The organism is Thiomonas sp. FB-6 (assembly GCF_000377645.1).
GTDB lineage: Bacteria > Pseudomonadota > Gammaproteobacteria > Burkholderiales > Burkholderiaceae_C > Thiomonas_A.
The window spans coordinates 1-23329 of the sequence record NZ_KB898510.1; the positions used below are offsets into that span (position 1 = coordinate 1).

The 23329-nt window shown below is 71.9% G+C and carries 24 protein-coding genes; 10 read left to right on the forward strand and 14 right to left on the reverse strand.

Features of this window, described 5'->3' with window-relative positions; all coding sequences use genetic code 11:
* The 10 genes from D466_RS0117725 to D466_RS0117770 form a co-directional block, all read left to right on the forward strand.
* A partial coding sequence (locus tag D466_RS0117725; RefSeq protein WP_018915044.1) for a response regulator occupies positions 1 to 198 on the forward strand: 198 nt, incomplete at its 5' end.
* Positions 195 to 707, forward strand: coding sequence for a protein phosphatase CheZ (locus D466_RS0117730; RefSeq protein ID WP_018915045.1), 513 nt, complete (start codon positions 195 to 197; stop codon positions 705 to 707). The genes D466_RS0117725 and D466_RS0117730, both read left to right, overlap by 4 nt.
* An 81-nt stretch (positions 708 to 788) precedes the next feature.
* Positions 789 to 2759: a chemotaxis protein CheA gene (locus D466_RS0117735; RefSeq protein WP_018915046.1), complete on the forward strand. Its 1971-nt coding sequence runs from the start codon at positions 789 to 791 to the stop codon at positions 2757 to 2759.
* Between the two features lie 12 nt (positions 2760 to 2771).
* Positions 2772 to 3440 carry a hypothetical protein gene (locus tag D466_RS0117740; RefSeq protein WP_018915047.1) on the forward strand — a complete coding sequence of 223 codons (669 nt, stop codon included), beginning with the start codon at positions 2772 to 2774 and terminating at the stop codon, positions 3438 to 3440.
* Positions 3437 to 4195 carry an MBL fold metallo-hydrolase gene (locus D466_RS0117745; RefSeq protein WP_018915048.1) on the forward strand — a complete coding sequence of 253 codons (759 nt, stop codon included), beginning with the start codon at positions 3437 to 3439 and terminating at the stop codon, positions 4193 to 4195. The genes D466_RS0117740 and D466_RS0117745 overlap by 4 nt, the downstream gene beginning before the upstream one ends.
* Positions 4196 to 4201: 6 nt before the next feature.
* Positions 4202 to 5446 (forward strand): methyl-accepting chemotaxis protein, encoded by a 1245-nt coding sequence (locus tag D466_RS24875; RefSeq protein ID WP_018915049.1) that lies wholly within the window; start codon positions 4202 to 4204, stop codon positions 5444 to 5446.
* A 19-nt stretch (positions 5447 to 5465) separates the two neighbouring features.
* Entirely contained in the window at positions 5466 to 6437 is a 972-nt protein-coding gene (locus tag D466_RS0117755) for a chemotaxis protein CheV (protein ID WP_018915050.1), read from the forward strand.
* A 27-nt stretch (positions 6438 to 6464) separates the two neighbouring features.
* Positions 6465 to 7961 (forward strand): methyl-accepting chemotaxis protein, encoded by a 1497-nt coding sequence (locus D466_RS22245; protein ID WP_018915051.1) that lies wholly within the window; start codon positions 6465 to 6467, stop codon positions 7959 to 7961.
* Between the two features lie 51 nt (positions 7962 to 8012).
* On the forward strand, positions 8013 to 8789 hold the full coding sequence (locus D466_RS0117765) for a hypothetical protein (protein ID WP_018915052.1): 777 nt from the start codon (positions 8013 to 8015) through the stop codon (positions 8787 to 8789).
* 23 nt (positions 8790 to 8812) lie between these two features.
* Positions 8813 to 9214 (forward strand): hypothetical protein, encoded by a 402-nt coding sequence (locus tag D466_RS0117770; protein ID WP_018915053.1) that lies wholly within the window; start codon positions 8813 to 8815, stop codon positions 9212 to 9214.
* 26 nt (positions 9215 to 9240) lie between these two features.
* Here the strand turns inward: D466_RS0117770 and D466_RS0117775 are convergent, their stop codons facing one another.
* The 14 genes from D466_RS0117775 to fliQ all read right to left on the reverse strand — a co-directional run bounded on the left by D466_RS0117775 (position 9241) and on the right by fliQ (position 23323).
* Positions 9241 to 11154 (reverse strand): diguanylate cyclase, encoded by a 1914-nt coding sequence (locus D466_RS0117775; protein ID WP_018915054.1) that lies wholly within the window; start codon positions 11152 to 11154, stop codon positions 9241 to 9243.
* A 70-nt stretch (positions 11155 to 11224) separates the two neighbouring features.
* On the reverse strand, positions 11225 to 12802 hold the full coding sequence (locus D466_RS0117780; protein ID WP_081630025.1) for a diguanylate cyclase: 1578 nt from the start codon (positions 12800 to 12802) through the stop codon (positions 11225 to 11227).
* A gap of 24 nt (positions 12803 to 12826) precedes the next feature.
* Positions 12827 to 13123, reverse strand: a complete 297-nt coding sequence (locus tag D466_RS0117785) for an EscU/YscU/HrcU family type III secretion system export apparatus switch protein (RefSeq protein WP_018915056.1) — start codon at positions 13121 to 13123, stop codon at positions 12827 to 12829.
* The gene (locus D466_RS22990) at positions 13116 to 14420 is read right to left on the reverse strand and encodes a flagellar hook-length control protein FliK (protein WP_018915057.1); all 1305 of its coding nucleotides are present in this window, start codon (positions 14418 to 14420) and stop codon (positions 13116 to 13118) included. Before D466_RS22990 ends, D466_RS0117785 begins: the two co-directional genes overlap by 8 nt.
* A 46-nt stretch (positions 14421 to 14466) precedes the next feature.
* Positions 14467 to 14949: a DUF2802 domain-containing protein gene (locus D466_RS24210; RefSeq protein ID WP_196803518.1), complete on the reverse strand. Its 483-nt coding sequence runs from the start codon at positions 14947 to 14949 to the stop codon at positions 14467 to 14469.
* 45 nt (positions 14950 to 14994) lie between these two features.
* Positions 14995 to 15219: a hypothetical protein gene (locus D466_RS0117800; RefSeq protein ID WP_156004430.1), complete on the reverse strand. Its 225-nt coding sequence runs from the start codon at positions 15217 to 15219 to the stop codon at positions 14995 to 14997.
* A 38-nt stretch (positions 15220 to 15257) separates the two neighbouring features.
* Complete coding sequence (locus D466_RS0117805) at positions 15258 to 16001, reverse strand: flagellar motor protein (protein ID WP_018915060.1); 744 nt, start codon at positions 15999 to 16001, stop codon at positions 15258 to 15260.
* Between the two features lie 22 nt (positions 16002 to 16023).
* Complete coding sequence (fliA, locus tag D466_RS0117810; protein WP_018915061.1) at positions 16024 to 16755, reverse strand: RNA polymerase sigma factor FliA; 732 nt, start codon at positions 16753 to 16755, stop codon at positions 16024 to 16026.
* A gap of 30 nt (positions 16756 to 16785) precedes the next feature.
* Positions 16786 to 17643 (reverse strand): MinD/ParA family protein, encoded by an 858-nt coding sequence (locus D466_RS0117815; RefSeq protein WP_018915062.1) that lies wholly within the window; start codon positions 17641 to 17643, stop codon positions 16786 to 16788.
* A gap of 8 nt (positions 17644 to 17651) precedes the next feature.
* Positions 17652 to 18983: a flagellar biosynthesis protein FlhF gene (gene flhF / locus D466_RS22255; protein WP_018915063.1), complete on the reverse strand. Its 1332-nt coding sequence runs from the start codon at positions 18981 to 18983 to the stop codon at positions 17652 to 17654.
* 3 nt (positions 18984 to 18986) lie between these two features.
* Positions 18987 to 21086: a flagellar biosynthesis protein FlhA gene (gene flhA, locus D466_RS0117825; protein ID WP_018915064.1), complete on the reverse strand. Its 2100-nt coding sequence runs from the start codon at positions 21084 to 21086 to the stop codon at positions 18987 to 18989.
* Between the two features lie 2 nt (positions 21087 to 21088).
* Positions 21089 to 22231: a flagellar biosynthesis protein FlhB gene (gene flhB, locus D466_RS0117830; protein WP_018915065.1), complete on the reverse strand. Its 1143-nt coding sequence runs from the start codon at positions 22229 to 22231 to the stop codon at positions 21089 to 21091.
* Positions 22232 to 22235: 4 nt separating this feature from the next.
* A complete protein-coding gene (gene fliR / locus D466_RS0117835; RefSeq protein ID WP_018915066.1) occupies positions 22236 to 23051 on the reverse strand; it encodes a flagellar biosynthetic protein FliR in 816 nt (271 codons plus the stop codon).
* Positions 23051 to 23323: a flagellar biosynthesis protein FliQ gene (fliQ, locus tag D466_RS0117840; protein WP_018915067.1), complete on the reverse strand. Its 273-nt coding sequence runs from the start codon at positions 23321 to 23323 to the stop codon at positions 23051 to 23053. The genes fliR and fliQ overlap by 1 nt, the downstream gene beginning before the upstream one ends.
* Positions 23324 to 23329: the final 6 nt, after the last annotated feature.

The window sequence follows — 23329 nt, forward strand, 5'->3', positions numbered from 1 at the left end:
GAGATCCGCGCCAGCGAGGACCCCGGCATCCGCGGCCTGCCGGTGCTGATGGTCACGGCCGAGGCGAAGAAGGAGAACATCCTGGCGGCCGCGCAGGCGGGGGTCAACGGCTACATCGTCAAGCCCTTCCCGGCCGACGCGCTCAAGGCCAAGATCGACGGCATCCTGCACCGGCTGCAGGGCGGGGGGCGGCCATGAGCAGCCCACCGGACGCGCAGGCCTCGGGCCAGGCGCTGCACAACCTGCGCGAGGCCGACGCGCTGCTCACCCAGGGCGTGCAGCGCATCCTGCACGCCTCCAGCGACCTGCCCGGGGCCAGCCACCCGCTGCAGGAGGTGCTGCACCTGAGCGAGCAGCAGGCCATGCTGACCCTGGAGGCGGTGGAGGCCGCGCAGGCCGAGCTGCAGGCCATCCGCGACACCAACGGCGGCTTCATCGACCAGCGCCTGCAGCGCCTCGAAGGGCACCTGCAGACCATCCTGACCACCCAGCAGGGCCAGGACCTGACCGGCCAGCGCCTGAAAAAGACCATTTCGCTGCTGCAGGCCGTGGAGTCGCGCATCCAGGACGCGCTGCTGCAGTTGCGCACCGCGGGTTTCGAGGCGGAGGCGGCGCCGGCCGAGGCCGATTCATCGGCCGACACCTTCGGCGCCGGCCGCCTCGACCAGGACAACGTCGACGACCTGCTGGCCCAGCTGGGCATCTGAGAACCCGCACGGACGCAGCCACGCGGACGCAACGCGCACGAGCCAGCCCTCCGACCGAACGAACAATCGAGCCATAGCGCGATGGACAACGACATCCTGCAGGAATTCCTCGCCGAGTCGCGCGAGCTGCTGGCCGACGCGCAGGCGCAGCTGCTGCGCCTGGAAGCCGCGCCCGGCGACGCGGCCGTGCTGGGGGCGATCTTCCGCGCCTTCCACACCCTCAAGGGCGGGGCGGGCTTTCTCGAAGCCGCCAACATGGTCGACTGGTGCCATCACCTGGAGGACCTGCTGGACAAGCTGCGCGCGGGCAAGCTGCAGGCCGACGGCGGCATGATCGATGCGATCCTGCGCTCCACCGACGTGATCGAGCGCATGCTGGGAGAAATGGCCCAGGGAGAGAATCCCGCGCCGGGCCCGGCGGATCTGGGCGCGCTGGTGCAGGTCTACGCCAGCGGACAGCAGCCGGGGGCGCAGCCCGCCGCCGCCTCGTTGCTGGATGCGGTCGAGGCGATCGACCCCGCCGAGCCGGACGAGACGGCCGACGGCACCTGGGCGGAAACGCGTGCCCAGGCCAGCGGGCAACCTGGGGTGTACGTGGAAAAGAAGACATCCGAATCCGCGCCGGGCGCCGGCGGCGAGGAAGACCTGGAGGCGGAATTCGAGCGCATGCTCGACAGCGTGTACGGCAGGGGCGTGGCCCCCGGCAACGCGGCGACCGCCGCGGCCGCGGCAGCCGCCCCTGGCGGCGTCTCGCCGCTGCGCGATCCGCTGGCCGAGGACACCGGCGCGGCGCAACTGCCCGCGACCACCGGCGGCAACGGCGCCGGCGCGCCGCCCGCGCGGAGCGCCCAGGCGGCGCCCGGGGGCGGCGCGGCGCAGGACGCCGCCGACACCACCATCCGCGTGGACTCGGCCCGCCTGGACCAGGCCATGAACCAGGTCGGCGAGCTGGTGCTGCTGCGCAACCGGCTGTCGGCCGCGGTGTCGCGCCTGGGGGCCTCCGACGAGACCCTCACGCGCCTGGCGCGCGAGACCGACCTGGCCGTCAACGACCTGCAGAACACCGTCATGCGCCTGCGCATGCAGCCCTGCAAGCGCCTGTTCCAGAGCCTGCCGCGGGTGGTGCGCGACGCCAGTCGCAGCCTGGGCAAGAAGGTGCGGCTGGAACTCGCCGGCGAGGACGTGGAAATCGACAAGACCGTGATCGATGCCTTGTCGGGCCCGCTGATCCACCTGGTGCGCAACGCGCTGGACCACGGCCTGGAGCCGCCCGAGCAGCGCGCACACGCGGGCAAGCCCGAGGAAGGCGTGCTGCGGGTGCAGGCGGTGCACCTGGGCGACAAGGTGCAGATCCACGTCAGCGACGACGGGCGCGGCATGGACGGCCACCGCATCGTGCAATCGGCGCTGTCCAAGGGCCTGATCACCGAGTCGGACGCGGCCCGCCTGTCCGAGCGCGAGATGCTCGACCTGATCTTCCTGCCGGGCTTTTCCACCAAGGAGCAGGTCAGCGAACTCTCCGGCCGCGGCGTGGGCATGGACGTCGTGCGCTCGGCCGTGCAGGGACTGCGCGGGCGCGTGGACATCAGCACCCGCCCCAACCAGGGCACCCAGCTCTCCCTGGAGCTGCCGCTGACCCTGGCGGTGCTGCCGGTGCTGTACTTCAAGCTGCGGCGCGAGACCTACGCGCTGCCGGTGTCGGTGGTGGACAACCTGATGGAGATCGACCCGGAACAGGTGCACAGCATCTCCGGGCGCCTGATGGCGCAGGTGGGCCAGGACCGCATCGTTCCCTTCATCGACCTCGGCCTGCAACTGCAGGGCGTGGAGCTGCGCCTGGGCCACGATCCCTGCGAGGGCATTCTCACCGAGCACGGCCTGCTGGTCGTGTCCGAAGCGCTGGGCACGGAGGATTCGGTGGTCAAGCCGCTGGATATCTCCTCCCAGACCTCGTGGTACCAGGGCGCCACCATCTCCGGCGGCGGCGACGTGGTGCTGATCCTGGACATCGCCGCGCTGACGCGTGCCATGCGCACGCCGCAGGCGGCCTGAACCGAGCATGCGATGAGCACCCTCCCCGACTCCTCCCCCGAGCGCATGCCGCTGGAGACCATGGCACTGGAGCACATGCCGGTCGAACGCATGCGCGACAGCTTTCTCGGCGTGGCCGACGCCACCTTCGCCTTCCAGGGCCAGTTGCAGCGCCGGCTGCGCGAAATCGACCGCAAGGCGCTGAACGCGCAGGTGCTGGTCAAGCGCCACGGCAAGGAACTCGCCGGCTACGGCGTGGTCGCGCAGTCCTTCCGCGAAGGCGCGCAGCAGCTGCAGGACGCGGCAGCCAATGTGCAGCGCGCGATCCATCCGCTGATGCTGGGCTTCATGCAGACCCTGCGCGACACCGCCCACGTCGACAAGCTGCAGACCCTGCCGGTGCAGCTGCGCAGCCACGCGCCGACGCTGGAGCAGACCATCCGCGAGCACCGCGCGGACTTCGAACTGCGCGCCGAGCAGAGCCGGCATGCCGGCACGCGCCTGCGCCAGGCGCTGTCCCGCTTCGAGAACGTGGTTTCCGAACTGGAGTACGTGGTGGTCAACGGCCGCATCGAGGCCGCGCTCAAGGGCGACGCCCGCGCGCAGCTGGCGCAGGTTTCGTCCGACATGGACAACGCGGTGGCGCAGGTACGCGATCTGCTGCGCCAGTATGTCGAACACATCGAGAAGGTTCTGCCGTGAAAGCGCAAAAGTTCTACTCCGAGGGATCGCATCACTGGTACGTCATCTACGACCAGGACGAGACGCGGGTCATCGACTCGAACGTCTACGCCTGCCAGGTGGACGGGCATACGCTGCTGTGCGATCCCGGCGGCTTCGAGGTCTTCCCGCAGGTCTTCGCCTCGCTGGTGGATGTGCTCCCGCCCTCGAGCGTCGAACAGGTGTTCGTGAGCCACCAGGACCCGGACATCGCCTCCAGCCTGCCCTTGTGGAATGCCTGCAACAAGGGCATCACCTGGCATACCTCGCGCCTGTGGGTGGGTTTCGTCCGCCACTACGGAGCGCTCGACGCCACCATCCAGGGCCTGCCCGACGACGGCGGTGAGCTCACGCTGGGCTCGGCGCGCCTGCAGGCCATTCCGGCCCACTACCTGCACTCCTCGGGCAATTTCCACCTCTACGATCCGCAGGCCAAGGTGCTGTTCAGCGGCGACGTGGGCGCCGCGCTGCTGCCTCCGGGGCACGACGCCTTCGTGGACCGCCGCGAGGTCGACTCCCCCAAGGCCTTCGACGAGCACATCCGCCACGCCGAGTACTTCCACAGACGCTGGATGCCCAGCAACGAGGCCAAGCGCGACTGGTGCGAACGCGTGTCGCGCCTCGACATCGATTTTCTCTGCCCGCAGCACGGCGCCATCTACAGCGGCGCCAACGTGAAGCGTTTCATCGACTGGTTCGCCGCGCTGGACGTCGGCTCGGCCGTGCACTCCCGCTGATCTTCCATGAACGCATCGATTCCGGGCGACATGCCCCCGCAGGATCCGGCCGCCGAACCAGGCGAGGCGCCCTGCGCCGATCTGCCCCCGCCCGAGGCAGCCGAAGCAGCCGAGGCGCCCGAAGCGTCGGAGGCAGCCGACGCCGGCGGACTGCTCGACGAAGCCGAGCCCGCCCCCGCCGAGTTCGAGCCCGCCGCGGCAGTGCCCGCCGAGCCCGCGCCGTCACCTTTCGCCAGCGGCGCGCAGGCGGGCCTGCTGGCGCGCCTCAAGTCCGACCGCGAAAGCGTGCTGGCGGCGGTGCTGAGCCTGGTGCAGGACGGGCAGGACCACGCGCTGCGCAATCTCAGCCTGATCGACGGCGCCGGCTGGGTGCAGCGGTTCGAGACGGTACGCGCCGCCTCGGCGGCGTCGGCCGCATCGGCCGCCGCCGCCGCAGCAGCATCCGCCGCCGCGACTGCCGAGGCGCTGCGCGAGGCCCGCGAGCGCCTGGGCGCGGCCGAGGCCGGCGTGCAGGGCCTGGTGGCCGAATGCGAAGCCGCCGCCCAGCGCCTGCGGGCTGCGCCCGGCGCGGACACCGCACAGGCGGCCGAACGCGCCCGCCAGGGCTGCGCGCTGGTGCAGGCGCGCGCCGGCGACGGCGCGCAGGCCGTCGGCCGCAGCGGCGACGCCCTGCTCAGCGTCGAGCGCGAGGTGCGCGAGGTCGCCGGCTTCATCGGCAGCACCCAGGGCAAGCTGGCTTCCTTCGTCGAGTCCGTGAACACGGTCGAGCAACTCACCGCTGGAATCCAGGAAGTCGCCAGCCAGACCAACCTGCTGGCGCTGAACGCCGCCATCGAGGCGGCACGCGCCGGCGAGGCCGGCCGCGGCTTCGCGGTGGTGGCCGACGAAGTGCGCAACCTGGCGCGCAAGACGGCGTCGATCACCGGGCGCATCGAGGACCTGACCCTGTCCATCCGCGAGAGCTCGGGCAGCCTCGGGCGCGACATGCACACCGCCGTGCAGCAGGTCGAGCGCCTGTCCACGATGCTGGCGCACGCGCAGGGCGCGGTCGGCGACGCGCGGCGCGCCCTGCAAGCCACCGTCGAGACCGCCGAGACCCAGGCGGCCGGCCTGCTCGAACTGGACCGGCAGACGGGCGAGGGCCACAACGCCGGGCAAGGCGTGCAAGCCCTGCTGGCCGAGCTTTGCGAACGACTGCCGCGCCTGGCGCGCGAATTGGAGCAGGCGCGCCGCGACCTGCCCTCGGCCTGATCCCCACGGAGAATCCATCATGACCAGTGTGCTGCAGGAAGTCGACGAACGCTCCCGCCTGGCCGGTACCAACAAGTTCGAACTGCTCCTGTTCCGCCTCGGCCAGGATCCCGGCGGGCGCCGCGAGATCTTCGGGATCAACGTGTTCAAGGTGCGCGAGGCCCTGGTGATGCCCACCGTCACCGCGATGCCGGGAGCCCCCCAGCATGTGCTGGGCGTGGCCAACATCCGCGGCCAGATCGTGCCGGTCATCGACCTGCCGGCCGTGGTGGGCTGCAAGCCCAAGGGCCTGAGCATCCTCATCGTCACCGAGTACGAACGCTCGGTGCAGGGTTTCGCGGTGGAGGAGGTCGAGGAGATCACGCGCCTGGAATGGAGCCGCGTGCTGTCGGCCGAGGCCAATGCGGTGGGCGGCATGGTCACCAGCATCGCCCGCCTGGATACCGAAAGCGACAAGAGCCGCCTGGCCCTGGTGCTGGACGTGGAGAAGGTGCTGCGCGACGTGCTGCCCTCGCGCGTGGCGGACGTCGACGCGGCCCGCGTGGGCGCGCGCCTGAACCTTCCGCCCGGCGCGGTGGTGCTGGCGGCCGACGACTCCTTCGTGGCTCGCAGCCAGATCGAGAAGGTGCTTCAGGCCCTCGATGCCCCCTACATCATGGCCAAGACCGGCAAGGAAGCCTGGGACCGGCTGCGCGCGCTGGCGCACGAGGCCCAACTCGAGGGCAAGCCCGTCACCGACAAGGTGGCGGTGGTGCTCAGCGACCTGGAAATGCCCGAGATGGACGGCTTCACGCTGACCCGCCAGATCAAGCAGGACGAGCGCCTGCGCCAGGTTCCGGTGGTCATCCACTCCTCCCTCACCGGCCAGGCCAATGAGGACCACGCGCGCAACGTCGGCGCCGAGGGCTACGTGCCCAAGTTCGCCGCCGAGGAACTCGGCTCGGCCATCCGCAAGGCCGTGGCCGCGGCCGCGGCGGCCCAGCGCGGCTGAACGCCCCCAGCTCCTGAAAGGCCCGCGATGAACTCCCCCGCCCCGCCCTCGGACCTGGCCGCCTGGCTGAGCCGGCGCCCCCTCGACCTGCGCGAGCCCGCGCTGGGCGGGCTGCCGCCCGCCGAGCGCGAACTGGTCCAGCTGCAACGCGAATTCGTCGACGTCGTCACCGACGGCGCCACCGAGGTGGCCTATGCCATCGCACGCGTGCGCTTCGACTCCCGCGGCGCCCTCGCCGAGAACCAGCAGCAATCTCAGCAGCACACCGCGCAATTGGCCGAGGTCGGCGACGGGCTCGGCCAGATCGTGCGCGGCACCGAAGACCTGCTGGACAAGCTGCGGGAGGTGGACTCCGAATCCGGGCGCATCGACGCCCTGGCCACGGACGGCGCGCGCAAGACCCAGTCCATGCGCGATCTGTTCGGCGAACTCGTGGCGCAGAACGCGCACAACCGCGCCGAGGTCGAGAACCTGCGCAAGCAGTTCGGCGAGATCGTGCAGCACATGACGGTGATCCGCGACATCGCGCAGCGCACCAACCTGCTGGCGCTGAACGCCGCCATCGAGGCCGCGCGCGTCGGCGACGCCGGGCGCGGTTTCGCGGTGGTCGCCGAGGAGATCCGCAAGCTGGCGCAGACCTCCGAGAAGTCGGTGGTGCGCATCGGCGACTCGGTGTCTTCCATCGACAAGGCGCTGCACGCGGTGGGCCGCGGCACCGAGGACTTCTCCTCCCGCATGGACGCCAGCCAGGCGCGGGTGCACGAGATCGCCGCGCACTTCCACGACATCGCCGGCGGCGTCAGCCAGGTGGCGCGCCAGAGCACCGAGGCCACCGGCCAGCTGGAGTCCCAGTCCGAGCGCCTGCATGCGGTGGACACGCACTTCCGCTCCATGGCCGAGCGCGTGCGCGACGACGCCAGGTCCGCGGTGGAGCGCGGCGCGCGCATCGCCGAGGCGCTGGACCTGGCGCTGGACAAGAGCCAGCGCCTGTTCTCGTCGGCCACCATGTTCCGCACCGACTCGGCGACCAGCCGCGTGATCGGCTCGCTCGAGCAGGTCACCGCCGAACTGGAGCAACGCCTGGCGCAGGCGTTGCAGCGCGGCGAGATCTCGGAAGCCGAGTTGTTCGACGAGCAGTACCAGTCGGTCGCTGGCACCGATCCGCAGAAATACAACACTCGCTTCACCGACTGGTTCAAGCGCGAGATCCAGCCCATCGAGGACCGTTACCTGGCGCTGTCCGAGCAATACGTGTTCGTGCTGCTGGTCGACCGCAACGGTTATGCGGCGGCGCACAATTCGAAGTTCGACCAGCCGCTCACCGGCGATCCCCAGCGCGACCTGGCCGGCAACCGCTCGCGGCGTCTGTTCAACGACCCGGTGGGACTGGCGTCGGCGCGCAACACCAGCGATGTCCTGCTGCAGGTCTACGCCCGCGACACCGGCGAGATCATGCGCGAACTCTCGCGCCCGGTGCGCCTCGGGGCGCGTCATTGGGGAGCGGTGCGCCTGGGATTCCGCTGAGCCCTCGCCTCCCGCGTTCGCAAAGCCTGCCGGATTGCGTATGCTTGCGACATGAGCCGCTCCGCGCCCTCCGTACCGTCCCGTCCCTCGCTGTTCGGCGGCCTGCTGGCCCGCCTGCGCGCGCTGCTGCGCCCGGCCACGGTCGACCGCAGCAGCTTCGCCGACGCCGGCGGCATCGACCGGCGCACGATCATGCTGCCCATGATCGGCGACCAGCAAGGCAAGAGCTACTACGAGGTGGCCGAGATGTGGGCGCGCGAGCGCCTGCGCGCCAAGCGCCACCTGCAGGAGATCGTCGACGGCGTCACCGACTACGGCGATCCCGGCCAGGCGGCCGGCTCCTTCGCCTGCGACGTGGGGGTGTGGCTGCGCTTCGTCGACCTGCCCGGCATGGCCGATACCCTGGACGACCTGCGCATGTGGCACGACCACTGGCACCAGGAACTGGCCCGGCTCATCGACCTGGCCAACCAGGGCCAGCGCGGACCGGTGCTGGATGCGCTCAAGCCCGGGCGCGGCTCGTGGAGCTACGCGGCGCGCCGGGTCAACCAGCTGCTCGAGGCGCTGTGGCTGCAGCGCGAGCCCATGGGCCTGCAGTTGCGCCTGGAGGGCTCGGCCGAATGGATCGACGCTGCCTTGCTGCGCGAAGGCGAAGGCGCGGGCGAACTGACGGTGTCGCTCGAACGCGCGCTGCAGACGGCTGCCTCCGTGCAGGTTCGCCACACCGATCGCCCGGATCAGGCGCCGCGGGCCTACAAGGTCCGCCTGTGCCGCCCGGGCCAACGCGGGGCCCAGGACCAGGGCGTGTACATCGCCTACCTGGTCTGAGGCTCCCGCCGGGAACTCCGCCGATGACCCGCAACGACAAGGACCCGACGCTGGGCAACATGACCAACGTCGACTGGAACGACCCCGAGTTGCGCAGCCTGCTCGCGGCCACCGAGGCCCTGCGCGTGGACAAGCGCGGCAGCTACGGCGCGCGGGCCGTGCATCTGCGCATGGGTGCGGGCGCCGGCCCCGAGGGGCGCGCCCTGCTCGTGGGCGAGACCGACGGCGTGTTGCAGATGTTGTTCGACCAGACCCTGCCCATCGGCCGCATCGTCTCGCTGAACCGGGATCCGGGCGCCGCGCTCGGAGGCACCTGGGAGACCTGCAGCGTGCTGAGCTGCCGGCGCGGCGCGCGCCAGGACGACGCCCGCCACGCCATCTACGTGCTCGAACTGCAGGCGCAACGCGCCCAGGAACGCTCCTGAGGGGCATGCGCCCGCCGGGTGCACGGCTATCGCGCGACGGCCGGCTCCCCGCCCGCGGCGGCCACGACGATGCGGTTGCGCCCCTCGCGCTTGGCCTGCAGCAAGGCGCGGTCGGCCGCGCGCAGCATGGCGGCCACGGCGTCGCCCTCGCTCGGCGCCGCCTGCGCCACGCCCGCCGAGAGCGTCACCGGGGGCAGCCCCTCCTGCATGCCCTGCACCGCGGCGCGCATGCGCTCGGCCAGCCCGGCGGCCACTTCCGGCGGCACGCCCGGGCAGGCCAGCACCAGTTCCTCGCCGCCCCAGCGCGCCAGCAGGTCGTCGCTGCGGCTATGGCGCTGCAGCGTGCGGGCCACGGCGCGCAGCACCCGGTCGCCGACCTCGTGCCCGTGGGTATCGTTGATCAGCTTGAAGTGGTCCAGGTCCAGCAGCACGCAGCTCAGCGCCGTGCCGTGCGCGGTCGCATGCTCCCAGGCCCGCGCCAGGAACTCGTCCAGCGCCCGGCGGTTGGGCAGCCCGGTGAGCTCGTCGCTGTAGGCCGCCTCGCGCAGGCGCGCATTGAGCGCGGCTAGTTCGCGCTGGCGGCCGTGCGCCAGCGCACGCTCGCGCTCGAGGGCGCTGATCATGCGCACCACGCGCACCCCCGGTCGCAGCTTGGCGGCCACCATCTCGGCCGATGCGCCTCCGGGCAGCACGTCGTTGGCGCCGGCGCGCAGCGCCTGCAGCAGTCCGTCGGCGTCCAGGCTGTCGCCGAGCAGCAGCAGGTACAGGCGAGCACTGTCGTGCTCGCGCAGCTGGCGGCACAGCTCCACGGCCTCGATCGGAAGGTGGTCGGCATCGAGCACCACGGCCTCGGGCAGGCAGGTGCGCGCGCGCTCGAAGCCCGCGCCCAGGTCGGGCTCGACCAGGACGTGCAAGCCCTCGGCGCGCAAGGCCTCCTGCAGATCCGTGCGGGCGCAGGGCGCGGGACCGGCCAGCAGCACCGAGGCCGCGAGCGCCGGATCCTCGGGCGCCACCGTACCCAGGCTGGCGCGAAGGCGCTGGAACTCCTCCTGGGCGTGCTGCTGCGACACCTGCATGTCCAGCACCGCCGCGAGATCGGCGAAGTCGTCTCGCATCTGGTCGAGCAGGCCCAGCAGGACCGCCTCGTCCAGGCCGAGGCGCAAGGCCGCCATGCACAGTCCGGGCAGGTCCTGCAGGCGCCGCTGCTCGTCGAGGGCGCCGGCCAGGCCGCGCGCCACGCCGACCATGGCCGCCAGTTCGGCCTGTGCGTCGTGTGGTTGCGTCTGCACCTGCGCCAGCGGAAGCAGCGCCAGCCACAGGCGCTGCGGGAAATTCCAGGTCTGCAGCAGGGCCGCGCTGGCCTCGGCCTGGTCGAAGCCCCAGCGTCTGCGCTGCCAGTCCAGCACGTCCTCGCCGGCCTCGGCGGCCTCGGTCTCGCCCAGCGCCTGCGCGCCCAGCGCGGCCAGCATGCCCAACTGGCCGATCTCCGCCAGCAGGCCCAGGCTGAAGGCCTCCGACACCGGCAGCACGTGGCGCCTGCGCGCCAGTTGCTGCAACACCAGCGCGCGCGCCAGCGAACGCCGCCAATAGGGTTCGAGCTCGAAACCGCCCAGGCGCGCGCCGTGGGTGTGCACCAGGCTCAGGCCGACGGCCAGGCGCGCCAGCGCGGCCACGCCGATGCGCATCACCGCATCCTCCAGCGCCGCGGTGGGCCGCAGGCCCGCGTACAGCGCCGAGTTGGCCAGGCGCACCGCCTTGCCCACCAGCACCGGGTCGCCCTTGGCGACGCGGCAGACCTCGAACACGCCCACGTCGCGCCGCTCCACCAGGCGCATCAGTTCCAGCGCAACCGCGTTCGGCGAGGGAAGCGGCTCCCGGCTGTCCCGCAACGTGGCGAGAATCCTGGCATTGCGCGCGGGGATGTCCTGAAGCTCGGGCATAGGTTCCCGGCATGGTAAGTCTCGCCGCCCCGGGCGGCAACACGAAATGCGGCGTCGCGCCGCTTGCGGATCAGTTACGGGATGCGCACCCAGGCTCGGCCAGCAAGACCTGTTGCCGCCCGCACTGCTTGGCCTGGCGCAAGGCCGTGTCGGCGCGCTCGTAGAGTTCGCCGAAGGCCTCGCCGTCCTGGACCTGCGCGACCCCGGCGCTGAAACTCATTTCCACCCGCTGGCCGGTACTGCGATGCAGCACCCGCCGGTTTCGAAACCCCTGCAGCAGGCGCTCCACCGCGCGCTGCGCGGCGTCGGCATCGGTGTCGGGGAACAGCATCATGAATTCCTCACCGCCCATGCGGGCGATGCTGTCGCCGGGACGCACCAGCTTGCGCGCCACCTGCACCAGCCCGCGCAGCACCTCGTCGCCGAAGTCGTGCCCGTAGCTATCGTTGATCTGCTTGAAGTGATCCAGGTCCAGCAGCGCCACCGACAGCGGGCGCTGCTGCTCGGCCGCGCGCGCGCTGTCGCGCACGAAGGCCACGTCGAGTCCGCGCCGGTTCAGCGCACCGGTCAACGGGTCCTGCCGCAGCTGCTGGCTGGCCTGCTCCAGTTCGCTTTCCAGCCTGCGGATGCGGTGCAAAGCCAGTTCCGCCTGCTGCTGAGCCTTTTGCAGGCTCTGCCCGAGCTGGCTGCCATGCTCGTGCAGCTCGGTGCCGCGCTGCATCAGCTCGCGCGCCAGCAGCTTGAGTGCGTCCTCGTCCAGGCCGGCGTCGAGCTGGCCCAGGTCCTGCTGCAGGGACTGGTTGAAGCGGCCGTTGTGATCGAGGAAGGTGCCCAGCCCGCGCAACACCTGGCCCACCACTTCGCGCGAGGTCGCCCGCGCTTCCAGCGCACTGCGCTGCAGCGCGGCCTGCCGGCGCAGCCAGGGCTCCATGACCGAGCGCGCCAGCTCGATGCGCGAGCCGTCGAGCGGGCGCCGGCACACCTGCTGCAGGGTACCGAACTCGGCGGCGGCCGCGGAGTCGCCGGCGAACACGTCGCCCACGTGAGAGACCAGCATCGAGAACAGCTCGAGCATGCCGTCGACCGTGCCGCGCTCCTGCGCCAGCGCGCGCTCGAAGCGCTGCCAGAGTTCGCGGTTGTCGCCCAGCAGCGTCTGCGCCTGCGCCGTGCCCTGGGCCAGGCCCAGCAGCTGGGCGGCCTTCTGTTGCAGCTGCGCATCGGTGCTGGCGGGAATCAGCCCCAGGTGCAGCCCCTGCTCCCACATCTGGCGCCACACGCCGGCAGCCGGCACCGCAGCGGGCGTGGTGCCCGCGGCTGCCGCTGGAACGCCGTGCGCGGCCTGCGCCGGGGCCGGCCTGGAAGTCGCCGCGGCGCAAGCCGTGCCCTGGGCCCCGGAACCGCCCGCGGAAGGCTGCGCCACGGCCGGCCTGGAAGCCGCGCCGGCGGGCGCCGGGCGTGGCGCCGCGGCGTCGCCCGGCGCCCGCGGCGCCGGCTCGGGCACCGGGCCCCCATGGTTGCGCGCATGCGCCAGCTCGGCCCAGATGCGCGCGTAGTTCTCCGGGGTCGGCGCCAGACGCAGCACCGCCAGGCGGCGGAAAGCCGATCGCGCGAGCTCCGCCGCGGACGCCGCCGACATGGATGCATTCATCGCCTTCTCTCGCCCCCATCCGCCTCAGCGCGGCGCCGCCGCATCGTGTTCCAGGCGCCACAACCAGGCCAGCAGTTCGGCCACGGCGACGTACAGCGCGGGCGGGATTTGCGCATCCAGGTCCACCTGCATCAGCAACTGCACCAGTTGCGGCGATTCGTGCACGTAGACACCCGCCTCGCGCGCCCGTTGAATGATAGCTTCGGCGATCAGCCCGCGCCCCTTGGCGACCACCTGCGGCGCGCCCTGGCTGTCGTTGCGATACTGCAGCGCAACAGCCTCGCGCGGCGCCTGCGGCGCCTGTCCGGGCGGCTCAGCCATGGGCGGAGGCTCCGAGCGGGCGCAGGGCCAGTTCATCCAGGCTCAAGCCTGCCTGCTCCAGCGCCTGGCGGAACTGCAGGCCCTGCGACTGCAGCGCGGCGCCGGCCTGCTGGCCGTGCTCGACGCGCACCCGCAGATGCTGCCGGGCCCCAGTGCCCGGCGCGAGCTGCAAGGTCACGACCATCGGCCCCAGGTGCGGCAGGTCCAGGCGCAGCACCGAGCTCCAGCTGCGCTGCGGCGCCTCTCCCGGCTGTTGCCCCGGCGTGTCGTCGGGCTCGATGCGCCATTCCAGTTCCTGCCCCGGCCAGGCCTGGCCCGCCCACACGACCGCGCCCTGCGCCAGCGTGGCCAGCTGCTGCTGCACCAGGGCCTGCAACTGCGCGGGCATCGCCTGCAGCGTGGTTCCCGGCGCCGGCGCCGCGGCGGCCGAGGCCTGCGCCTGCATGCTGGCGTACAGACCCGCCGCCGCGTGCGCGGGCGGCGCGGAGGAGCCCGCCGAGGCCGTCCCGGCGGCGACGGCGGCCCCGGCCGACTGGGCCTGCGACTGGCCGGCATGGCCCGTCTGACCCACCTGGCCCGCCAGGCCGCCCGTGCTCCCGGCCTCCGCAGCACCGGGCCCCGCCGGCGCCGCGCTCCCGTGCCCGGGCGCCGCGGCCGCCGTGCTGGCGGCGGACGCACTCGCGCCGGTGGCCGCGGCATTCGGTCCCGGCCCCGGCGGCTGGGCCTGCGCCAGCGTGGACAGGCGTCCCTGCGGCTCCTGCAGCAAGGCCTGCGCCGGCAGTTCCCCCTGCACCCAGGCCGCCAGGTGGCTTTCGTAGAACAGGCCGCTATGGCGCACACCGTCGGCCAGCGCCTGCGCCAGGCCCGCGGAGGCGGCGCAGTCGGGTTGCGGCCACAAGGGCTCGGCCGCGCGCAGCGCCTGCGCCGGCTGCTGCTGGATACGCGCCAGCAACTGCGCGGTGGACGAGAGCTCGGACTGCGTGGCTGGCGCCGCGTTCTGCGGGGCCAGCAGCAAGGCGGGCTGCGCGCCGGGCTCGCTGAGCACGATCAGCGGCAGTTGTTCGCCGACCTGGTGCTGCCCGGGCAAGGTGGCCGCCAGCAGGGTCTGCCCCAGGCGCAGCAGCACCTGCCCGTCGGTCTGGGACTGCACCACCTCGGCCACCACGCGCGCGCCGGGCGGCAAGGCCAGCGGCACGCTCTGACTGCCCGCCAGCGGTGCCAGGCGCGCCGGAAAGGAGGCATTGCCGCCGACCTGGGTCGGCAGCATCGGCGGCAGCGGTCCGTTGGTGGTTCCCATGCTGGCGCGCGAGCGGGTTCAGGGCGCTCGCGGCGCCGGGATCGGCTCAGGCATGCCCGGCCCCGTGCAGGCTGAGCATGAGCTCGGCCTCGGCCTCGCTGAGCCCGCAGCGCGAGGCGATCTCGCGCACGCTCAGGCCCTGGTCGACCAGCTGGCGCATCAGGCCCAGCATTTCTCCGCGCAATTCGGACGGATCCACGCGTTGCGCCACGGGGGCCTCGGCCGCGGTGCCGGCAGCCGCCGCGGACGCCGCGGGTCCCGCGCTCGCGGGCGCCGGGACCTGCACCTGCGCCTGGCGGGGAGCCGGCTGCGTGGGCTCGCCACCCAGCGTGGACGCGAAGTCCGCGCCGTCGGAGGCCTCCGCCCGGCGCCCCAGGCGCACGCGCTCGAGCTTGTCGATGCGCGAGCGTTCGAGTTCGAGCTGCTGCGCCAGGCGGCGCACCAGGCTCATCAACCCGAGCTGCATCAACACGATGAACAACCCCAGCGCCAGCAATACGGTGACCATGTTCAGGTTTCGCTTCCCCATCCGCGGCCCGGGGCGTTCAGCCCCCGGCCGTCCCGCGTGACGCGTTCACGCCAATTCGTCGATGTGCCGCCCCCGCGTGGTGTCGGGTCCCGGCGGCACGCCGTGCTCGTCGTTCTTGTCCTGGGCCTTGTCCTCCGGCGGTGCCTGGGCCCCCGGCGGGGGCCGGCGCCGCCCCGAGGAGCCCGAATCCTGCGCGCCGCCGACCGGACGCAGCGGCCCGCCGGGCTGGATGCGTCCGACACCGTCGATTCCGTCCTGCGCTGCCGCCATCGCCAGCCCCCCCTCGCCGCCCGCGCCCGCCGGCGCCGTCAATGCGCGAAATAGCCCTGCAGGCGCCCCTCGATCATGCGCGGATTCTCGCCCTCGGCGATGGCCACCAGGCCGTCGACGATCAATTCCTGCAGTTTCGCGCGCTCATGCACGATATTCTTCATCTTGTTCGCAACCGGCAGAAAAAACAAGTTGGCAGACCCCACTCCGTAGATCGTCGCCACGAAGGCCACCGCGATGCCCGCTCCCAGCTTGCTCGGGTCGGCCAGGTTCTCCATCACGTGGATCAGGCCCAGCACCGCCCCCAGGATGCCCACCGTCGGGGCGTAGCCGCCGGCCGACTCCAGCACCCTGGCGGCCTGGCTGTCGTGGTGCTCGACGGCCTGGATCTCGTGTTCCATGGTGGCGCGGATTTTCGCAGGGTCGGCGCCGTCGACCAGCAACTGCAGTCCGCGGCGCAGGAAGGGGTCGTCGATGTCGTCGATCGCCGACTCCAGCGCCAGCAGGCCGTTGCGCCGGGCCATCTCGCTGTACTGCACGATGTCGCGGATGGCCCCGTCGGGGTCCAGCAGCGGCGGGCGCACCACCCACGGCAGCATGCGGATCGAGCGCAGGAACACCGGCAAGGGGTACTGCAGCATGGCGGCGCCCAGCGTGCCCCCGATCACGATGAGGAAGGCGGTGGGCTGCAGGATCGAGGCCAGGTGGCCGCCCTCGAGCAACTGCCCGAGCACGATCGAGCCGATCGCGACCACCAGTCCGACGATGCTCAGGAAGTCCATGCCGTGCCCGTGAGCGGCGGGTTCAGCGAGCCGGCGCGGCGCCGTGGTCGCGCAGGCTGGCGCGCAGGCGCATCACCGCCTGCTTCATCAGCTGGCTCACGCGCGACTCGCTGACCTCGAGCACTTCGCCGATCTCCTTGAGCTGCAGTTCCTCCTGGTAATACAGCGACAGGATCAGGCGTTCGCGCTCGGGCAGCTTGCCGATGGCCGCCTGCAGGTCGCGCTCGAGCTGTCCGTCCTGCAGCGCCTGGTCGGGCTGGGCGATGGAATCGTCGGCGTGCTGATCGGTGAAGTCGCGCCCTTCCACCGGCGCCAGGTCGTCCAGGTACACCAACTGCAGGCTGCTCTGCGCCAGCGCCGCGTGGTAGTGCTCCAGGGTCCAGCCCAGGTGCGTGGCCACCTCCAGGTCCTCGGGCGGGCGGCCCAGCGACTGGGTCAGCGCCTGCATGGTGCGCTGGATCGAGCGCTCCTGCGCGCGGCTGCGCCGCGGCAGCCAGTCCTGGCGCCGCAGTTCGTCGTAGATGGCGCCGCGGATGCGGATGGCCGCGTAGGCCCCGAACTGGGCCGGCGCGTGGTCCTGCCCGCGCTCCAGCGCGTCCCACAGCCCGATCATGCCCGCCTGCTCCAGGTCGGCGATGTCCACCGAGGCCGGAAGCTGCGCGGCCATCTGCGCGGCGATGCGCCGCACCAGCGGCAAATGCCGCCCCAGGCGCTGCTCGCGCGTCTCCTGGGGGGCATAGACCACGGCTTTCATGGCTTGGCGCACCGGCTCGGACCCGCCGCGTCAGGTGGACGAGGCCGCAGCGTCGGGCTGCAGCCACTGGGCCATGAAGAATTCCAGCTGGCCGCTGGGTCCGGCCGGCAGCGGCCATCCCTGCACCCGCTCGGCCAGTGCCACGAAAGCCTTCGCCGAGGGGCTGTCGGGCGCCGCCTCCACCACGGCGCGCTGCGCGCGCACCGCGGCGCGCAGCGCCGCGTCCAGCGGAATGCTGCCCGCCAGGTCCAGGGACACGTCCAGGTAGCGGTCGCTGACCCCGGCGATCTTGGCGAACAGCGCCTGGCCCTCGCGGGCATCGCGCACCATGTTGGGCAGCAGGTGAAAGCGCCGTTGCGCGTACTGCTTGGACAGCACCTTGATCAAGGCGTAGGCGTCGGCCACCGAGGCGGGCTCGTTGGACAGCACCACGATCAGTTCGTGCGCCGCCCGGCTGAAGGTCAGCACATCGCCCGAGATGCCGGCCGCACAATCCACCAGCAGGTAGTCGATCTGCAGGTCCATCTCGCTGACCGCGTCGATCAGGCGCGACTGGCTGCGCGCGTCCAGCGAGGCCATGGCGCTGACCCCGCTGGAGGCCGGAAGCACCCAGATGTCCTGCGGGCCGCGCACGAGCACCTGCTGCAGGGTCTTCTCGCCCGACAGCACGTGGGAGATGTTGAACCGGGGCGTCAGCCCCAGCAGGATGTCGATGTTGCCCAGGCCCAGGTCGGCGTCGAACACCAGCACCCGGCTGCCCCCGCGCGCCAGGCTGATCGCCAGGTTGGCCACCACGTTGGTCTTGCCCACCCCGCCCTTGCCGCTGGCGACCGTGATCACCTTGGTGGCCCGCCTGTGCAGGCGGCGCAGTCCTTCGGCTTGGTCCATGGCGATCCTCAGCGGCTGTTGGCGACGGCAGGTGCGGCGTCATCCCGGCCCGTGCGCAACGCGGGGTCGTCCGCGCGCGCCGCGGCCGGCCCGCGTTGCAGCAAGGCCTTCATCTTAGCGACCTCCGGCGCGTGCAGGTCCTCCGGCACACGCTGGCCGTCCGTATAGAACCACAGCGGCTGCGCGTGCTCGCGCAGCCACTGCAGCGCGGCGCCGAACACGGGCGTCTCGTCCAGCTTGGTCAGGATGCAGCCGGCCAGCGGCAGCTCGCGGTAGGTCTGCCAGGCCTGCTCGTACACCGCCAGGCTCATGCCGGCCCCCAGCAGCAGCAGCGCGCGCACCGCCGTGCCCTGCTCGCCCAGCCAGCGCAGATGCTCGGCCAGGCGGGCATCGCGCGGGCTCAGCCCGATGGTGTCGACCAGCACGAAACTGCGATCGGAGAATTCCTGCAGATGCGCGCGCAACTCGGCGGCGTCGCGCGCCACCGCCACCGGCACCCCCAGTATGCGCCCGTAGATGCGCAGCTGCTCGACCCCGCCGATGCGATAGGTGTCGGTGGTCACCAGTGCCACCGATTGCGTGCCGTGGCGCAGCACCAGGCGTGCGGCGATTTTCGCGATGGTGGTGGTCTTGCCCACGCCGGTGGCGCCCACCAGCGCGTAGACGCCGGCTTCGTTCATCGGCTCCGCTCGCATGTCCACGCCGGCCAGCCAGGCCTGCAGCGCCGCATCGACGTCCTGCGCGCCGGCCGCCGCCTCGCGCGCCGCCCGCGCATCCAGGCCCAGCGCCTGCAGGCGCAACTCGATGGCCGAGGGCGAACCCACCGGCGCCTGCGCCACGCTGGCACGTACCCATTCGCGCAATTCCTCCAGCTCGTCGCGCAGGTCGCGGATCTCCCCCGCCCACACCGGGGCGGCGGCCGGCGCCGCCGACGCCGCCGGACCCGCCTGCGCGGTGCTTCGGCCCTCGCCTCCCGGGCGTGCCGCCGGGGTGCCCGCGGCGGGCGCGGGTGCCCGGAGCACCGGCGCCGCGGCGACGGTTTGCTGGCGCTGCGACGGCTTCACGGCGCCGGCCTGGCCCGCGGCGGCGGCCGGCCGCTGCGCCGGCGGCGCGGGGCGGGAAACCGCGGCGGCCGGCGCGGGCGCCTCGGGGCGGCCCTCGTCCTGCGCGGTCTCGGCGTCGGGCTGCAGGCTGGAGGCGTCGAAATCCACCGCGGCCATCAGTTCCACGCCGCCGACGATCTCGCGGTTGGACAGGATCACTGCATCGGGGCCGAGGTCGGTGCGGATGCGCGCGAGCACCTCGCGCGTGCTGGTCCCGGTGTAGCGTTTGATTTTCACGGCTTAGGCTCCGAGCGTTTGGGTGATGCGCACCTGCTTGTGGTCAGGCACTTCGGCATAGGACAGCACGCGCAGGCGCGGCGCAGAACGCGCCAGCAGGCGCGCCAGGAACTGGCGCAGCGGCGCCACCGTGAGCAGCACGGGGCTGGCCCCCTGCGACTCCATGCGCTGCATCATCTCCCGCGCGCGATCCATCAGGCGCTGCGCCAGCCCCGGCTCCACCGCCGCCTGCGCCGGGTCCGCGCGCAGGCTGGCAAGCAGGATTTGTTCCAGCTGCGGCTCCAGCACCGCGGCCGCCAGTTCGCGGTTCGCCCCGCTGAGCGACTGCACGATGAACGAGCCCAGGGCCTGGCGCACCCGCGCCGTCAGCTCGTCGGTGTCGCTGATCTGCTGCGCATGCTCGGCCAGCACCTCGGCAACGGTACGCATGTCGCGGATCGGCACCCCCTCGGCCAGCAGGTTCTGCAGCACCTTGCGCAGGCGGTCGGCGCTGAGCAGCTTGGGCACCAGGTCCTCCACCAGCTTGGGCGAGCGCTCCGACAGGTGCGACAGCAGGCCCTCCACCTCCTCGCGCCCGAGCAGCTCGGCGGCGTGCGACTGCAGCAGGTGGTGCAGGTGCGTGGCGATCACCGTGCTGGGGTCCACCACGGTGTAGCCCATGGCCAGTGCGGTGTCGCGCTGGCCGGGCTGGATCCACACCGCCGGCAGCCCGAAGGCCGGGTCGGTGGTGGGCTGCCCCTGCAGGTTGCCGCTGACCTGTCCGGGGTTGATGGCCATCAGCATGTCGGGGAACACCTCGCCGGCGCCGATCTCCACCCCCTTGAGGGCGATGCGGTAGCCGCCGGGGCGCAACTCCAGGTTGTCGCGGATGTGCACCGCCGCCACCAGGAAGCCCAATTCCTGGGCGAACTTGCGCCGCACGCCGCGGATGCGCGCCAGCAGCTCGCCGCCCTGCGTGCGGTCCACCAGCGCGATCAGGCGGTAGCCCACGTCCAGCGCCAGCGTGTCCACCGGTTCGATCTGCGACCAGTTCACCTCCTCCGGCTCGGTGCTGGCCGCCGCCGCCGGCGCCGCGGCGTCGGCGGGAGCGGCCGCCTCGCGCCGTTCGCGGCGCTCGCGCTGCCACAGCACGCCGCCCAGCACCGCCGCGGCCAGCAGGAAGGACACGTGGGGCATGCCCGGCACCAGGCCGATCAGCCCCAGGATGCCGGCCGCGATGCCCAGCACGCGCTTGTGGCGGAACAACTGCCCCACCAATTGCAGCCCCACGTCCTGCCCCGTGGACACGTTGCTGATCACGATGCCTGCGGCGATGGAGATGACCAGCGAGGGAATCTGCGCCACCAGCGCGTCGCCGATGGACAGCAGGGTGTAGTTCTGCGCCGCCTGCGACAGGCTCAGGCCGTGCATGAGCACGCCGATGATCAGCCCGCCCAGCAAGTCGATGAACAGGATCAGGATGGCCGCCACCGCATCGCCGCGCACGAACTTGCTGGCACCGTCCATGGCCCCGAAGAAGTCCGCCTCCTGCGCGATGTCGGCGCGGCGCCGGCGCGCCTCGTCCTGATCGATGAGCCCGGCGTTGAGGTCGGCGTCGATGGCCATCTGCTTGCCCGGCATCGCATCCAGGGTGAAGCGCGCGCTCACCTCGGCGATGCGTCCCGCGCCCTTGGTGATCACGACGAAGTTGATCACCACCAGGATGGCGAAGATGATGATGCCCACCGCGTAGTTGCCGCCGACCACGAACTGGCCGAAGGACTCGATCACCTGCCCGGCGGCGCCGCCGCCGTTCTGTCCGTTGAGCAGGATCACGCGCGCCGCGGCCACGTTCAGCGACAGGCGCAGCAGCGTGGTCAGCAGGATCGCCGTGGGAAAGGCCGCGAAGTCCAGCGGGCGGGTCAGGTACAGGGTGACCAGCAGGATGATCAGCGACAGCGTGATGTTGAAGGTGAACAGCACGTCCAGCACGAAGGTGGGCAGCGGCACCACCAGCATCATGAGGATCATCACCACCAGCAGCGGCGCCGCCAGCAGGCGCCAGTCCAGGCGCATCAGGCGCGCGAGCAGCGGGCCGGCGGCGGGGGAAGCGGAAGTCGCCATGGTCAGTGCACCGGCATGGCCTTGTCGGCCGAAGTATCGAGATCAGCGGGAATCGCCCAGTCGGCGGGCGCGCGCGCCTGCTGCGGCAGCGCGCGCAACTGGTAGACATAGGCCAGCAGCAGCGCCACCGCGTTGTACAGCTTCACCGGAATCTCCTGCTCCAGTTCGGCGTAGCGGTACAGCGCGCGCGCCAGCGGCGGCGCCTCCACCACCGCCACGCCGTGTTCCACCGCCAGTTCGCGGATGCGCGCGGCCACGCGGTCCGCGCCCATGGCCAGCACCACCGGCGCGCGCTGGCGGCCCTGTTCGTAGCCCAGCGCCACCGCGAAGTGGGTCGGGTTGGTCACCACCACGTCGGCCTTGGGCACCGCGGCCATCATGCGCCGGCGCGCGCGCTCGCGCTGCATGGCGCGCAGGCGCTGGCGCACCTCGGGGTTGCCCTCGCTCTCGCGCATTTCGTCCTTCAGGTCCTGGCGCGACATCTTCAGCTTGTTGTTGAGCTGCACGATCTGCCAGGGCACGTCCACCGCGGCCACCAGCAGCGTGGCCGCGGCGAGCCAGACGAAGGCGTGCCCGCACAGGCTGCCCAGCAGCGCCGGCGCCTGGCTGGGCGCCACGCCCAGCAGGCTGAGCAGCGTGCCGCGCTGGGACCACAGCACCAGGGCCAGCAGCGAGCCGATCACCACCGTCTTGAGCAGGGCCTTGCCCAGTTCCACCAGCCCGCTCAGCGAGAACATGCGCTGGATGCCGGACACCGGGTCCAGGCGCGTGAAGTCCAGCGAAAGCGCCTCCAGGCTGAACACCCAGCCGCCCAGCGCCACGCCGCCGGCGATGCACACGACAAAGCTCAGCAGCATCAGCGGCAGCCCGATGACCAGCCCGTCGCGCGCCACCGTGGCGGCGAACTCCAGCATCTGCTGCGGGTCGTGCGCGGCGGCGGCCGGCACGCTCAGGCCCTCGTGCAGAACCTGGGCGCCGTGGCCGAAGAACCAGGCGCCTCCGTAGTACACCGCGGCGGCGCTGGCCACCATCAGCAGGCTCGAGCTGAGGTCCCTCGAGCGTGCCACCTGCCCCTTCTCGCGCGCCTGCTGCCGGCGCTTGAGCGAGGCGGGTAAGTCGCGGTCCTGTGCGCTGTCCTCGGCCATGGCCTCAGGCTCCCGGCAGCCCGGCGGGGGCGCCCGGCGCGGCCTGGCGCAGCAGGCTGCCGGCCAGGTTCACGCCGTATTCGACCAGGTGGTGCACCACCGTCTGCATCACCGGCATCAACAGATACAGGGCCACGAAGCCCAGCCCGAAGAACAGGGGAAAGCCGATCGCGAACAGGTTGAGCTGTGGTGCCAGCTTGCTCAGCGTGGCCAGGCCCAGGTTGGCGATGAGCAGCACTCCCAGCGCCGGCGCGGCCATGGCCAGCGCCAGCGAGAACAGCGCCCCGCCTTCCAGCGCCAGCGCATGCCAGCTGCCGGCGCCCAGGCCCGCGGCGGCGCCCACCGGCAGCAGCGTGAAACTGCGCGCCAGCACCGCCAGCAGCAGCAGATGCCCGTTCATCGCCAGGAACAGCAGCATGGTCAACAGGTTCAGGAAACTCGCCAGGCTGGTCACCTCGACCCCCTGCAGGGGATCGAACAGCGTGGAAAACCCCAGGCCCATCTGCAGGCCCACGATGCTGCCGGCCAGTTGCACGCTGCTGAGGATCAGGGACATGGCCAGCCCGACCACGCCGCCCACGAGCAACTGCTGCACGATCAGGCTCCAGCCCAGCGCGCTGTCCAGCTGCACCGGCGGCATCGCCGGCAGCATCGGCGCCAGCACCAGCGCGACGGCCGCGGCCAGGCCCACGCGCACCTGGATGGGCACCTGCGCGGCGCTGAACACCGGAGCCGTGCTCAGCAGCGCCAGCACGCGCAGGAAGGGCCAGAAAAAGGCCCCGACCCATTGCTCCAGCTGCAGCGAGGACAAGGAGATCATCAGGAACCCAGCATTTGCGGAATGCTCAGCAGCAGGCGCGTGGTGAAGTCCATCATCACGTGCAGCATCCACGGCCCGGCCAGCACGGCCGCCAGCCCGATGGCCAGCACCTTGGGCACGAAACTCAGGGTCATCTCGTTGAGCTGCGTGGCCGCCTGCAGCAGGCTGACCAGCAGCCCCACCACCAGGGCCACACCCAGCAGCGGCAGGGACACCAGGAACATCACCCACAAGGCCTGCTGGCCCAGCGAGACGACGGCTTCGGGACTCATCGCGAA